The 13,093-nt window shown below is 67.9% G+C and carries 11 protein-coding genes and 3 pseudogenes; 8 read left to right on the top strand and 6 right to left on the bottom strand.

Going from position 1 to position 13,093, the window contains the following annotated elements; all coding sequences use genetic code 11:
- Positions 1-12 precede the first annotated feature (12 nt).
- The gene (locus tag G6N56_RS13645; RefSeq protein ID WP_085255716.1) at positions 13-918 is read left to right on the top strand and encodes a phosphoribosylaminoimidazolesuccinocarboxamide synthase; all 906 of its coding nucleotides are present in this window, start codon (positions 13-15) and stop codon (positions 916-918) included.
- Positions 915-3,062 carry a S9 family peptidase gene (locus G6N56_RS13640; protein WP_085255717.1) on the top strand — a complete coding sequence of 716 codons (2,148 nt, stop codon included), beginning with the start codon at positions 915-917 and terminating at the stop codon, positions 3,060-3,062. Before G6N56_RS13645 ends, G6N56_RS13640 begins: the two co-directional genes overlap by 4 nt.
- Here G6N56_RS13640 and G6N56_RS13635 read toward each other — a convergent pair whose 3' ends face one another.
- Positions 3,063-4,676, bottom strand: a complete 1,614-nt coding sequence (locus G6N56_RS13635) for a DHA2 family efflux MFS transporter permease subunit (protein ID WP_142280597.1) — start codon at positions 4,674-4,676, stop codon at positions 3,063-3,065. It abuts the gene before it with no gap.
- A 185-nt stretch (positions 4,677-4,861) separates the two neighbouring features.
- Here G6N56_RS13635 and G6N56_RS13630 point away from each other — a divergent pair, with 185 nt between their 5' ends.
- Positions 4,862-5,566 (top strand): DUF2334 domain-containing protein, encoded by a 705-nt coding sequence (locus G6N56_RS13630; RefSeq protein WP_085255719.1) that lies wholly within the window; start codon positions 4,862-4,864, stop codon positions 5,564-5,566.
- Positions 5,567-5,613: 47 nt separating this feature from the next.
- Positions 5,614-7,290, top strand: a complete 1,677-nt coding sequence (locus G6N56_RS13625; protein WP_085255720.1) for an FAD-binding dehydrogenase — start codon at positions 5,614-5,616, stop codon at positions 7,288-7,290.
- Between the two features lie 29 nt (positions 7,291-7,319).
- Here the strand turns inward: G6N56_RS13625 and G6N56_RS13620 are convergent, their stop codons facing one another.
- The gene (locus G6N56_RS13620; protein ID WP_085255721.1) at positions 7,320-7,958 is read right to left on the bottom strand and encodes an MBL fold metallo-hydrolase; all 639 of its coding nucleotides are present in this window, start codon (positions 7,956-7,958) and stop codon (positions 7,320-7,322) included.
- Between G6N56_RS13620 and G6N56_RS13615 the strand changes: the two are divergent.
- The 3 genes and pseudogenes from G6N56_RS13615 (at position 7,935) to purQ (ending at position 9,639) form a co-directional block, all read left to right on the top strand.
- Positions 7,935-8,667, top strand: a pseudogene (locus G6N56_RS13615) (ATPase). The gene G6N56_RS13620 and the pseudogene G6N56_RS13615 overlap by 24 nt on opposite strands.
- 61 nt (positions 8,668-8,728) lie before the next feature.
- Positions 8,729-8,968, top strand: coding sequence for a phosphoribosylformylglycinamidine synthase subunit PurS (purS, locus tag G6N56_RS13610; protein WP_085255723.1), 240 nt, complete (start codon positions 8,729-8,731; stop codon positions 8,966-8,968).
- A complete protein-coding gene (purQ, locus tag G6N56_RS13605; protein ID WP_085255724.1) occupies positions 8,965-9,639 on the top strand; it encodes a phosphoribosylformylglycinamidine synthase subunit PurQ in 675 nt (224 codons plus the stop codon). Before purS ends, purQ begins: the two co-directional genes overlap by 4 nt.
- 13 nt (positions 9,640-9,652) lie before the next feature.
- Here purQ and G6N56_RS13600 read toward each other — a convergent pair whose 3' ends face one another.
- A complete protein-coding gene (locus G6N56_RS13600; RefSeq protein WP_085255725.1) occupies positions 9,653-10,117 on the bottom strand; it encodes a YbjN domain-containing protein in 465 nt (154 codons plus the stop codon).
- Positions 10,118-10,200: 83 nt separating this feature from the next.
- Positions 10,201-10,827 (bottom strand): annotated as a pseudogene (locus G6N56_RS29085) (GntR family transcriptional regulator); the annotation flags it as partial.
- Positions 10,828-10,945: 118 nt separating this feature from the next.
- Here G6N56_RS29085 and G6N56_RS13590 point away from each other — a divergent pair.
- Positions 10,946-11,344, top strand: a complete 399-nt coding sequence (locus tag G6N56_RS13590) for a VOC family protein (protein WP_085255726.1) — start codon at positions 10,946-10,948, stop codon at positions 11,342-11,344.
- Here G6N56_RS13590 and G6N56_RS13585 read toward each other — a convergent pair.
- Positions 11,341-11,802 carry a cupin domain-containing protein gene (locus G6N56_RS13585; RefSeq protein ID WP_085255727.1) on the bottom strand — a complete coding sequence of 154 codons (462 nt, stop codon included), beginning with the start codon at positions 11,800-11,802 and terminating at the stop codon, positions 11,341-11,343. The genes G6N56_RS13590 and G6N56_RS13585 overlap by 4 nt on opposite strands.
- Positions 11,803-11,805: 3 nt before the next feature.
- Positions 11,806-13,084: pseudogene (locus tag G6N56_RS13580) on the bottom strand (FAD-dependent oxidoreductase).
- Positions 13,085-13,093 lie beyond the last annotated feature (9 nt).

Genomic DNA, 13,093 nt, shown 5'->3' with positions numbered 1-13,093 from the left:
TAGGCTGGCCCGATGCGTCCCGCACTGTCCGACTACGAGCACCTGGCCAGCGGCAAGGTCCGTGAGATCTACCGCGTCGACGACGAGCACCTGCTGCTGGTCGCTTCCGACCGGATCTCTGCCTACGACTACGTGCTGGACAGCACCATCCCGGACAAGGGGCGCATCCTGACCGCGATGAGCGTCTTCTTCTTCGGCCTCATCTCAGGTCTTACGGAGACCCCGAATCACCTGGCCGGGCCGGCGGACGATCCCCGCATCCCCGACGAGGTGCTCGGCCGCGCGCTGGTGGTGCGCCGACTGGAGATGCTGCCGGTGGAATGCGTTGCCCGCGGCTACCTCACCGGCTCGGGGCTGCTGGACTATCAGGCCACCGGGAAAGTCTGCGGCATCGCGTTGCCGCCGGGGCTGGTCGAGGCCAGCCGGTTCGCCGAGCCGTTGTTCACCCCGGCGACGAAGGCGGCGCTGGGCGACCACGACGAGAACATCTCGTTCGACCGGGTCGTCGAACTGGTGGGCGCGGCACGCGCCGACGAACTGCGCGACCAGACGCTCACGATCTACGTTCACGCCGCCGGCCACGCGCTGACGAAAGGAATCATCATCGCGGACACCAAGTTCGAGTTCGGCACCGATCCCGACGGCAATTTGCTGCTGGCCGACGAGATCTTCACACCGGATTCGTCCCGGTACTGGCCGGCCGAGGACTACCGGCCCGGCGTCGTGCAGGCCAGCTTCGACAAGCAGTTCGTCCGCAACTGGCTGACCGGCCCCGAATCCGGCTGGGACCGGCACGGCTCGCTACCCCCGCCGCCCCTGCCCGCCGACATCATCGAGGCCACTCGGAATCGTTACATCGAGGCCTACGAACGAATCTCCGGCCTGAGCTTCGGCGACTGGATCGGACCCGGCGCATGAGCCAGGCGCCGTCCGGTACCCCCGCCCCGCCCGTCGCCAAGCGGGTGGAAACGCGGCGCGAGCACCACGGTGACGTCTTCGTCGACCCCTATGAGTGGCTGCGCGCGAAGGGCGACCCGGAGGTCATCGCCCATCTCGAGGCCGAGAACGACTACGTCGACAAGATGACCGCCCATCTCGAACCCTTGCGGCAGAAGATCTTCGACGAGATCAAGGCGCGCACCAAGGAAACCGATCTGTCGGTACCGACCCGTCAGGGCGACTGGTGGTATTACGCCCGCACCTTCGAGGGGAAGCAGTACCGCGTCCAGTGTCGTTGTCCGGTCGCCGATCCCGACGACTGGAGCCCTCCGGTCCTGGAGGAGGACACCGAGATCCCCGGCGAGCAAGTGATGCTCGACTCCAACGCCGAGGCCGAGGGCCACGAATTCTTCGCGCTCGGTGCTGCCCGGCTCAGCCTGGACGGCAACCTGCTGGCCTATTCTGTCGACACGGTCGGCGACGAACGCTACACGCTTCGGTTCAAGGACCTGCGCACCGGCGAGCTGTTCCCCGACGAGATCGCCGACATTGCCGCGGGCGCGACGTGGGCGGCCGACAACCGCACCGTGTACTACCTGACCCTGGACGCGGCCCACCGCCCCGACAAGGTGTGGCGGTACCGGCTGGGGTCCGGCGAGCCGTCGGAGCTGGTGTACCACGAGGAGGACGAACGGTTTTGGCTCGGCGTCGGGCTCACCCGGAGCGACTCCTACGTCCTCATCGCGTCGGGATCCTCCATCACCTCCGAGTACCGTTACGCGGAGGCGGCCGATGCTGACGCACAGTTCACCGTCGTCCTACCCAGGCGCGACGGTGTGGAGTACGCCGTGGAACACGCGGTGGTCGGCGGCGAGGACCGCTTCCTGATCTTGCACAACGACGGTGCGGTGAACTTCACGCTCACCGAGGCGCCGGTCAGCGATCCGACGCGGCAGCGCACGCTGATCCCGCATCGTGACGATGTTCGCCTCGACGGGGTGGACGCTTTCGCCGGCCACCTGGTCGTCAGTTATCGCCGCGCGGCGTTGCCGCGAATCCAACTGTGGCCCATCGAGTCCGGCGGCTACGGCGAGCCGCGAGAGATCTCGTTCGACTCCGAACTGATGTCGGCCGGCGTCGGCTGGAATCCGGTGTGGGATGCCCCCAAACTCCGGATCGCCGCGGGGTCGCTCGCCACGCCCGCACGGATCTACGACGTCGACTTCGCGACCGGCGAGCGCACGCTGCTGCGTGAGCAGCCCGTCCTCGGGGGATACCGGCCCGAAGACTATGTCGAACGGCGGGACTGGGCGCTCGCCGACGACGGGACCCGGATTCCGTTGTCGATCGTGCATCGCGCCGGAATCGAATTCCCGGCTCCGACACTCCTTTACGGTTACGGCGCATACGAGATCTGCACCGACCCGAGCTTCTCGATCGCCCGGCTGTCGCTGCTGGACCGGGGCATGGTGTTCGTCATCGCTCACATCCGGGGTGGTGGTGAGATGGGCCGGTTGTGGTACGAGAACGGCAAGCTGCTCGCGAAGAAGAACACGTTCACCGACTTCGTTGCTGCGGCAAGGCATTTGGTCGACTCAGGGGTCACCCGCCCGCACCGGCTCGTGGCGCTGGGCGGCAGTGCGGGCGGACTGCTGGTCGGTGCGGTGGCCAACCTGGCGCCGGACCTGTTCGCCGGCATCCTCGCGCAGGTGCCGTTCGTCGACCCGCTGACCACGATCCTGGACCCGTCGCTGCCGTTGACCGTCACAGAATGGGACGAGTGGGGAAACCCGCTGAGCGACAAAGACGTCTACGGCTACATGAAGTCGTATTCGCCGTACGAGAACGTCGCCGCAAGGCCGTATCCGGAAATCCTGGCCATGACGTCTCTGAACGACACCCGGGTCTACTACGTGGAACCCGCCAAGTGGGTGGCGGCCCTGCGGCACGCCAACGCGGATGGTAAACCGATCCTGTTGAAGACCCAGATGAACGCGGGCCATGGTGGGGTCAGCGGCCGCTACAAAGCCTGGCAGGAAACCGCGTTCCAGTACGCCTGGCTGCTGGCCGTTGCCGATCCGGACCGCTACGGCGCCCCGCGAGACGGCGATCCGCGCGGATAACTATTCCATCTCCGCCGGGCTGGTCGGCTTCTTCGGCAAGAACGATGCCGGGATGATGGTGAACACCACCAGCGCAACGGCGACCACGAATACCGCCGTGTAGGCGTGGGAAAGGTCGTGCAGCACCTCGGCGGAGAATCCGGGCGCCAGCGACTGCCGGGGCAGCGCGGCCTGGTCGACCGGCGTCCCGCTCGCGGCGGCCTTCTGCTGCAGGGCGGCAACTTTGTTGGCCGCCGTGATGCTTTCGCTGCGGTTGAACTGGTTGGTCAGGATCATCGACATCAAGGCGGTCCCCATCGAGCCGCCCACCTGCTGGCCGACGGTTATCAGCGTGGTGCCCCGGGCGATCTGGTGCGGCGCCAGCGCCTGCACCGACGCCACGGAGAGCGGCATCATCGTGCAGCCCATCCCCAGACCCGTGATCGTCAAGGCCACCAACAGGGTGGGCAGGTAATCGGCCTGCTTGGCGACGCCGAAGGCGAAGGCGCCCAGGCCGGCCGTGATCAGTGCGATGCCGACGAGCACGATCTTGCCCGGGCCGCGCCGATCCACGAAGGGCCCGGCCAACCGCATGGTGAGCATGGCGCCGAGCCCCTGGGGGATCATGTGCACGCCGGCCTGCATCGGCGTGTTATGGCGCACCTGCTGGAAGTAGCTCGGCAGCAGCAGGCAGGCGCCGAAAAACGCGATGGCGAAGATCAGCATGGTCACGTTGGCCTGGGTGAGCACGGGGTTCCTGAACAACCGCAGGTCGATGAGGGGGTGATCGGTGCGATGCCAGGCGTGTGCGACGAACGCCGCGATCAGCGCCAGGCCGACTACCGCCGGGATCAGCACGTATCGATCGGCCACGGTCCCGCGGCCCGGGATCGAGGACATCGCGAACAGAAAGGTCGCCAGGCCGGGCGACAGCAGCAGCACGCCGACAACGTCGAACGTCTCCGAGCGGGCCGGGTGGTCCCTAGGGAACACCACCGCCGCAAGGATCAGCGTGAGGACCCCGAACGGCAGGTTGATCAGGAAGATCCATCTCCAACTGGAGGTATCGATGAGCCACCCGCCGAGGATGGGGCCGCCGATCGGGGCGAGCAGCATCGGGATGCTGAGGATCGACATCAGCCGGCCCAGCCGCCGGGGGCCGGCCTCGCGCGTCAAGATCATGAAGCCGAGCGGCCACAGCATCCCGCCACCGATGCCCTGGACTACCCGGAACACGATGAGTGACAGGATGTCCCACGCCAACGCGCACAGCAAGGAACCCAGCGTGAAGGCCACCACCGAGCCGATGAAGAGCCGTTTGGTGCCGAACCGGTCGGCCGCCCAGCCGGTGATGGGAATGACGGTGGCCAGAGCCAGGGTGTAGCCCGTCATCGTCCAGCCGACCACGGCCTGCGACGAGTCGAACTGCTGGATGAACGTGCGTTGCGCGACGCTGACGACGGTGACGTCCAGGATCGCCATCACGGTGGCCAAAATGCAGACGCCGGAGATCCGCAGCAGTCCGGCGTCGAGCCGGTCGGGGTACGCCGAATCGCCCTGCTGCTCGGTGTGGGCGGCGGACGGCGTGGTATCGGCCGCTGCGGCGGGGGCCTTCTCCATTGTGTTGGTTAGCATATCGAACCGATCGCCCGATCCTGCGCCGGTCGGCGTTTGCTGGGTGGGGTGTTCGCCGGTTAGTCGGAGCAATGAAGCGCCGCCCGTGAGCGCGGTCGTTTGCCCGCCGCTGACCTTGTGGTATGTACGCCTGCCGTCTGCGTGTCCTTCACCGTTCCGAAACCTGCGATCGGCAAACTGCCGGTGTGTCTGGAAAATTGATCGTCTCGGTCTCCGGGATTGGCGAACGCACCCTGGGCGACGTCGAGGCGTTCTGCGCACAAATGGACGCCCGCAACGTCCCCGTGTCGTTGCTGGTTGCTCCCCGACTCAAAGCTGACTACCGGCTCGACCGCGACCCGAGGACCGTCGAGTGGCTGACCGCCCGGCGCGCCGGCGGCGACGCCATCGTGCTGCACGGCTTCGACGACCCCGCGACCAAGAAGCGGCGTGGCGAGTTCGCCGTCCTGCGCGCACACGAGGCCAACCTGCGGCTGATGGGCGCCGACCGCGTGCTCGAGCACCTGGGACTTCGCACCCGCCTGTTCGCGGCCCCGGGTTGGGTGGTGTCACCTGGCGTGGTGAAAGCATTGCCGCAGAATGGGTTTCGTCTGCTCGCCGATCTGCATGGGATCACCGACCTGGTCCGGCACGACACCGTGCGCACCCGCGTGCTGGGTATCGGGGAGGGCTTCCTGACCGAGCCGTGGTGGTGCCGCATGGTGGTCCTGTCCGCCGAGCGGATCGCGCGGCGCGGCGGCGTGGTGCGGGTCGCTGTGGCCGCCCGGCAATTGCGCAAGCCGGGGCCGCTGCAGGCCATGCTGGACTCGGTTGACCTGGCGCTGATGCATGGGTGCACACCCGCGGTGTACAGCTGGCGGTCCGACAAAGCGATCCTCGACGCCGCCTGACCCGACGTCCGGCTGGGCAGCCAGGACCGGGCACTACCCTGTGCGACATGAGCGATTCTTCGGCCGCGAGCTTCGCCGCTGACGTGATCATCGTCGGGGCCGGCTTGTCGGGCTTGGTGGCCGCGTGCGAGCTGGTCGACCGCGGGCTGCGCGTGTTGATCGTCGACCAGGAGAGCAGCGCGAACCTGGGCGGCCAGGCGTTCTGGTCATTCGGTGGCCTGTTCTTCGTGGACAGTCCGGAGCAGCGCCGCCTGGGCATCCGGGACAGCCACGAGCTCGCGCTGCAGGACTGGCTGGGCACCGCGGCCTTCGACCGCCCCGAGGACTTCTGGCCACGCCAATGGGCGCACGCATATGTCGATTTCGCGGCCGGAGAGAAGCGCAGTTGGCTCCGCGACCGGGGCCTCAAGATCTTCCCGCTGGTCGGCTGGGCCGAGCGGGGCGGCTACGACGCTCAGGGGCACGGCAACTCGGTGCCGCGCTTCCACATCACCTGGGGCACCGGGCCTGCGCTGGTGGACATCTTCGCCCGGCAGTTGCTTGACCGCTCGACCGTGCGCTTCGCGCACCGCCACCAGGTCGATGAGCTGATCCTGGAGGGTAGTGCGGGCGGCGCGGTCACGGGGGTGCGGGGGACGGTGCTCGAGCCCTCGGCCGCGCCCCGCGGGGTGCCGTCATCGCGAAACGCCGTGGGGCAGTTCGAGTTCCGTGCCTCCGCTGTGATCGTCACCAGCGGTGGCATCGGCGGCAACCACGACCTGGTGCGAAAGAACTGGCCCGAACGGATGGGTCGCGTCCCGCAGCAGCTGCTGAGCGGGGTGCCGGCGCACGTCGACGGTCGGATGATCGCGATCTCGCAGCAGGCCGGTGCGCGGGTGATCAACCCCGACCGGATGTGGCATTACACCGAGGGCATCACGAACTACGACCCGATCTGGCCGTTGCACGGCATCCGGATCATCCCGGGCCCGTCGTCGCTGTGGCTCGATGCGGCCGGCAGGCGGCTGCCCGTCCCGCTGTATCCCGGTTTCGACACCCTCGGCACCTTGGAATACATCACCAAATCGGGGTACGACTACACCTGGTTCCTCTTGAATGCGAAGATCATCGAGAAGGAATTCGCGCTCTCCGGCCAGGAGCAGAACCCGGACCTGACCGGGCAGAGCGTCCGCGAGCTGGTGCGGAACCGGGTGAGCTCGGGGCCTCCCGCGCCGGTGCAGGCCTTCATCGACCGCGGCGTCGACTTCGTGAGCGCAAATTCGTTGCGCGAGTTGGTGACCGGGATGAACAAGCTGCCGGACGTGGAGCCCCTTGACTACGCCACGGTGGAGGCCGAGGTCACCGCCCGCGACCGGGAGGTGGCCAACAAGTTCAGCAAGGACGGGCAGATCACCGCGATCCGCGCCGCCCGCGGCTATCTCGGCGATCGGCTCGGCCGGGTGGTCGCACCGCACCGGCTGACCGATCCCAAGGCTGGCCCGCTGATCGCGGTTAAACTGCACATCCTGACGCGGAAAACCCTGGGCGGCATCGAGACCGATCTCAGCGGTCGGGTGCTGACCGGTGACGGCACCCCGCTGAGCGGTCTGTACGCGGCCGGCGAGGTCGCCGGATTTGGCGGGGGCGGCGTGCACGGCTACCGCGCCCTCGAAGGCACCTTCCTCGGGGGTTGCATCTTTTCCGGGCGCGCGGCGGGCCGCGGCGCCGCCGACGACATCACCTAAAGGCCGGTGGGCGTGCCTGTCGCTCGCGGTCAGAAGGTGACCGCGTCCTCCTCCGGAAGCACCTGGAAGTCGGTGCTCGTCATCTCACTGAGCCGACCGTAGTACAGGCCGCGGCCCTCGGGGGCGATGATCCCCTGGTGGATCGGCACCGCGTGCTGCGGCGCCACCGCGCGCAGGTAGTCGACGGCCTCGGAGATCTTCATCCACGGGGCCGCCGCCGGCGTCGCCAACACGTCCACCGGCTCGTCGGGAACGAAGAACGCGTCACCCGGATGCATGAACCTCGCGGGATGTTCCCCGTCGCCCACCAGGTACGAAATGTTCTCGATCACAGGGATTTCGGGGTGAATGACCGCGTGCTTGCCGCCGAGGGCCCGAACGGTCAGCCCGCCGATCCGCAGTTGGTCGCCGACGCGCACCTCCCGACACGGCTCGCCGAGCTGCGCAGTGGTCTGCGGATCCGCGTATAGGGCGGCGTCGGGGTTCCCTTCGAGCAACGACGGCAACCGCGTGCCGTCGACGTGGTCCGGGTGCTGGTGGGTGATGATGATGGCGGTCAGGCCGGTGATGCCCTCGAAACCGTGCGAGAACATACCGGGATCAAAAAGCAAGCGGGTGTTGTCGAACTCGGCGAGTAGGCAGGAATGGCCGAAATGCGTCAGCTGCATGTCTACGATTGTGCCTCGACGGAGGTTGATGCCGATGCGGGTGATCCTGGCGATTCTGGTCGCCGGCGGCCTCACGGTGGCCCTCGTCGTCGCGGTGCCCACCCACGCGGAACCCCAGACCTGCCCGCCCATCTGCGACCAGATCCCGGATACCGCATGGATCCACCCGCATGCGGTGCCGCTGGACTCGGCCTACAACTGGCCTACGCTCCCCGGCATCGCGGTGCCGCTGACGGGGGCCGCGGCCGCGCCGCGATTCCGGTTCGAGGATCTGTGCGCCACCCCGCCACGGCCGCAGGACCCCCGCGACTTCGCGGTCGCGGCGCGCGCGACGGTGGCCCACCCCGACGGCCAGTGGCAGTTGCAGGCCCAGATTCTGCACTGGCGCGGCGATACGGCGAGCGGCGGTGCGATCGCGGCTTCGGTGTTCAGCAGCGCCCTCGCCGCGTTGCGCGCCTGCCAGGAGCGGGTGCCGCAGCAGTCCCCCTCGATCACCAGCGACGCACCCAACCGCGCGGCCGCGGTGATCAGCGGCCCCATCGTCGTGCACACTTATCTGCTCGCCCACGTGGCGAGCAGCACGGTCAGCGAGCTCACCCTGTGGTCGACGGGTCCGCCGCAGGTCGCGTGGCCGGCGCTGGCCGACGACCCGGTCCTGGATGCCATGACCGCGCCGCTGTGTGACGCCTACATCGCCTCGTGCCCGTGAGCCCCTCTCGCAGGTGGGGGCCGGTAGAGTGGCTGCGGGACAGAGCAGAGGAGGAACGCCGGTGACCCGGGTGGTCGTTAACGTGATGCCCAAGGCGGAGATTCTCGACCCGCAGGGTCAGGCGATCGTCGGCGCGCTCGGCCGGCTGGGTCACCCGGGAATCTCGGAAGTGCGGCAGGGCAAGAGGTTTGAACTCGAGGTGGACGACACGGTCGACGACTCGGCGCTCGCCGAGATCGCGGAGTCGCTCCTGGCGAACACTGTGATCGAGGACTGGACGATCAGCCGGGAATCCGAGTGACTGCCCGTATCGGCGTCATCACTTTCCCGGGGACGCTCGATGACGTCGACGCGGCGCGTGCGGCGCGGCGGGTCGGGGCCGAGCCGGTCAGCCTGTGGCACGCTGACGCCGACCTCCGGGGCGTCGACGCCGTGGTGGTACCCGGCGGTTTCTCCTACGGCGACTACCTGCGCGCCGGAGCGATCGCCAAGTTCGCCCCCGTGATGGCCGAGGTCGTCGACGCCGCGCGAGGAGGCATGCCGGTACTGGGAATCTGCAACGGTTTTCAGGTGCTGTGCGAGGCGGGCCTGCTGCCCGGGGCCCTCACCCGGAACGCGGGGCTGCACTTCGTCTGCCGGGATGTGTGGCTGCGGGTCGCCTCGACCTCGACGGCGTGGACGTCCCGCTTCGAGCCCGATGCCGACCTGCTGGTTCCGTTGAAGTCCGGTGAGGGTCGTTACGTGGCCCCGGTCGAGGTGCTCGACCGGCTCGAAGGGGAGGGCCGCGTGGTGTTCCGTTACCACGAGAACATCAACGGCTCGCTGCGGGACATCGCCGGTATCAGCTCCGCCAACGGCCGTGTCGTCGGGCTCATGCCCCATCCCGAGCACGCCATCGAGGCGCTGACCGGCCCGTCCGACGACGGACTGGGCCTGTTCTACTCGGCGCTGGACGCGGTGCTCGCGGCCTGAGTGGCCGGAGCGCTCAGCTGGCGTCTTGCAGCAACGGCTGCGCCGGTAACTCGGCGACCGGGGTCAGCTGACCGAAGAGGTCGATCGCGTCGGCGATCACGGCGTCGACGAAGGAGGCGAAATCCTCGAAGGAGCCGCCTCCCCGTATCCACTGAGACCTGCGCGCCAGCAAGCCGATTCGCTGCGGATCCGTCGAGTCGTGCACCAGCGCGGTGACCTCCCGGTTCCCGCAGTTCCACGTGTCCGCGAAGTGCGTCAGCCAGGACCGCTCCGCGGCCGGAAAGAACGATGCCGGGGCGACTCGGACGATCAGCATGTCACCGTGCGGGGGCGAGATTTCAAGGTGGACGTGCAGCCGGCGGGGCCGGGTATTGGCGACGTAAAAGAAATCGCCATCGTGGTGGCCCCGGAAATACCGGCTGCCACGGGTCTGGAGATAGCGTTCGATCAGGTTGGCGCCCGAGGGCTCACTCGTCATGAAATCATCTTCGGGCCAGTGACTTTGCGCACGCTTTGAGCCAGGCGATGCGTGAGCAAAGAATCGGTTGAGAATTTGCTGAGCGACCCCAGCGGCAGCCCCAGGGCGCCCGCCACCTCGAGGGAGGCACCGGCCGCGTGTTTTTCGTGCTTGGCACCGGCGATCCGAACGCCGAGCCGCCGTTCCCACATCATGGCCGCTGTTCCACATCATGGCCGTGCTTTCCATCGCGTGGGTGGTTTTGGCGCCGGGTGCCTTCGATGTCAACGGCTCGGCGGCGTCGCCCAATCCCGGCGGAAAGTACGCCGTGAGCAATGCCAGGGGCAGGTCCCCGTCGCGGAAACGCCGGTTGATGCACAGCACCTTCGAAGGGCCGAGGATGTCGGCCACCCATGGCGGCGCGTCGATGACCCGATGCGAAAGTACGTCAACCCGCGAGGAGATGCCTGAGCTCGCGAGCTCCTCGGTGATCGTGCATACCCCGGATCCGAGCCCTTGTTTCACGGGGTTGGCCACGAACGCGAACGGTGACTCGGCTCAGCCCCGACCGATCGATCAATTCGCAGTCCGCTGGGCAGGCGGCCGCCGCGGGGCGCCCGTTGCTTGACGATCGCCGCCTTGAGCGCTTCGGTCAGCTGGGTGCTCGCCGGAACGCTGCCGCGGCGTACCCGCAAGTCGACGGAGTCGAGGTCGAGTTCGGCAGCGGCCAATAAGTCGTATTAGAACGTCTTGTCAGCCGCCGCGGGAAATGGGGTCGGTGCGGTAGGGGTTGTACGACGAGGCCGCCGATCCCCGGCGGTCGCGGTGTAGCTCCGGGAGGGTGACGCAGTGGCGTTCGCGGTGGAACGGTTCGACCACATTGTGATCAATTGCAACGATGTCGAGGAGACGGCTGCGTGGTATGAGCGGGTGCTCGGGATGAGGCGCGAGACGTTCGGGCCGTCGGACCGGACCGCGCTGCGTTTCGGGGAACAGAAGATCAACCTGCGACCGGTCGGTGCCCTGGCTGACGATCCCGACTGGGTCACCGGCGTGGTCGAGGCGGCCGGCTCGGAAGACCTGTGCTTCATCACCCGCGCCAGCGCGCAGGAGGTCCATGCCCACCTGGTCGCACAAGGCGTCGAGATCGTCGCCGGACCGGTCACCAAGACCGGGGCCCTGGGCGCGATGACCTCGCACTACTGCCGGGACGTCGACGGGAATCTCGTCGAGATCGCAGTCTATTAATCGTCTCTCAGCGGGTACAACTCGGGCAGGTTGACCACGATCGCCTCCTGGCTGCTGCGCGCGATCACCACCTCCGCGGGGGTGGCCGCGGGGTTTTCCTCGCGGTGCGGCACGTACGGCGGGATGAAGACGTAGTCACCGGGAGCGGTGGAGATTCGCACTTCTCGGTCGCCGTCGTGAAAGACGAACTCCGGGTTGCCGCTGCGCACATAGATCGCGGTCTCCGAGTCGCCGTGATGGTGGTTCGACGACGCCGTCCCCGGCGACGCGTGTGTCTCGCCCATCCACAGCTTTTCCGCCCCGACCGTTTTGCCGCTCAACGCGGCGAAGCGGCGAAGACCTTCCGATTGGGCTGTGTCGGAACTGATCTCCGAGGCCTTGACGTGGTGAACTTGGTTGCGTGCGATTTGCGTTGTGTTGGTGTCGAAGTGGGGGTGGAATCCGTCGGATGCTGGCATGTATCAATTATCGCCCGGCGCATCCCGGTATGCCTCGAGCAGCCTCAGCCACAGCTCGCTGATCGTCGGGAAGCAGGGCACCGCGTGCCAGAGCCGGTCGAGGGGAACCTGGCCCACGACGGCGATCGTGGCCGAGTGCAGCAACTCGGTGACGCCTGGGCCGACCATGGTCATGCCGACCAAGCAGCCCCGATCCGGGTCGACCACCATCCGCGCCCTACCCGTGTACCCGTCGGCATAGAGCTTTGCGCCCATGACGGCGTCGCCGATCTCGATGTCCACCACCCGCACACGCAAGCCGGCCCGCTCGGCTTGTTCCGCCGTCATCCCCACCGCGGCGGCTTCCGGATCGGTGAAGAAGGCCTGCGGCACCGCGTAGTGATCGGCGGTCGTCGCGTGCGCTCCCCAGGGGGAGGTGTCCAGCGGGCCGCCCGCCGCCCGTGCGCCGATGGCCGCGCCTGCGATGCGACCCTGGTACTTGCCCTGATGCGTGAGCAGGGCCCGGTGGTTGACGTCGCCCGCGGCATAGAGCCAACCCCCGTCAACCGCCCGCACCCGGCAGGTGTCGTCAACGTCGAGCCAGCTGCCCGGGGCCAAGCCGACGGTGTCCAGCCCGATGTCATCGGTGAGCGGTGCCCGCCCCGTGGCGAAGAGCACCTCGTCGACTTGCAGTTCGGCGTCGCCGTCCAGTTCAAGTGTCACCGACTCGCCCGGTGGCCGCCGCAGCGCGCGGACCCCCGCCCCTACGCGCACGTCCACGCCCGCCTCGACGAGGCCGCGGCCGATCAGCTCACCCACGAACGGCTCCATGCGTGGCAGGAGGCCCGGGTTCCTGACCAGCAGGGTCACCTGTGAGCCCAGTCCCTGCCATGCGAAGGCCATTTCGACGCCGACACCGCCGCCGCCGACGACCGCGAGCCGCCCGGGTACAGCGCTCCTATCGGTTGCCTGGCGTCGCGCCGATTCCGCGCACCCAGTCGGCCTGGCCGCTGTCGTCCCAGTCGGTGACGTAGCGGTTGCGGCGGGTGAATACCCCAGCCGGGCTGAGGGACCCGGCCACTGCCTCGCGGGCACCGCCGATTCGGCGGGCGTCCGACAGCGCGATCACCGGACGCAACAGCGCCTTGCTGGGCACGCAGGCCCAGTACGAACATTCACCACCCACGAGCTCACGCTCCACCACGGCAACGGTGAGCCGTGCGGCACAAGCGCGTTCGGCGGCGTTCTGACCGACGGGCCCGGCGCCGAGAATAACCACGTCGAAGGCATTGTCTGCGGCCATTTTTCATCT

Source organism: Mycobacterium saskatchewanense (assembly GCF_010729105.1).
GTDB classification, from domain to species: Bacteria; Actinomycetota; Actinomycetes; order Mycobacteriales; family Mycobacteriaceae; genus Mycobacterium; species Mycobacterium saskatchewanense.
Note: the sequence above shows the minus strand (reverse complement) of the source record. Positions and strands in the feature narration are given on the sequence as shown.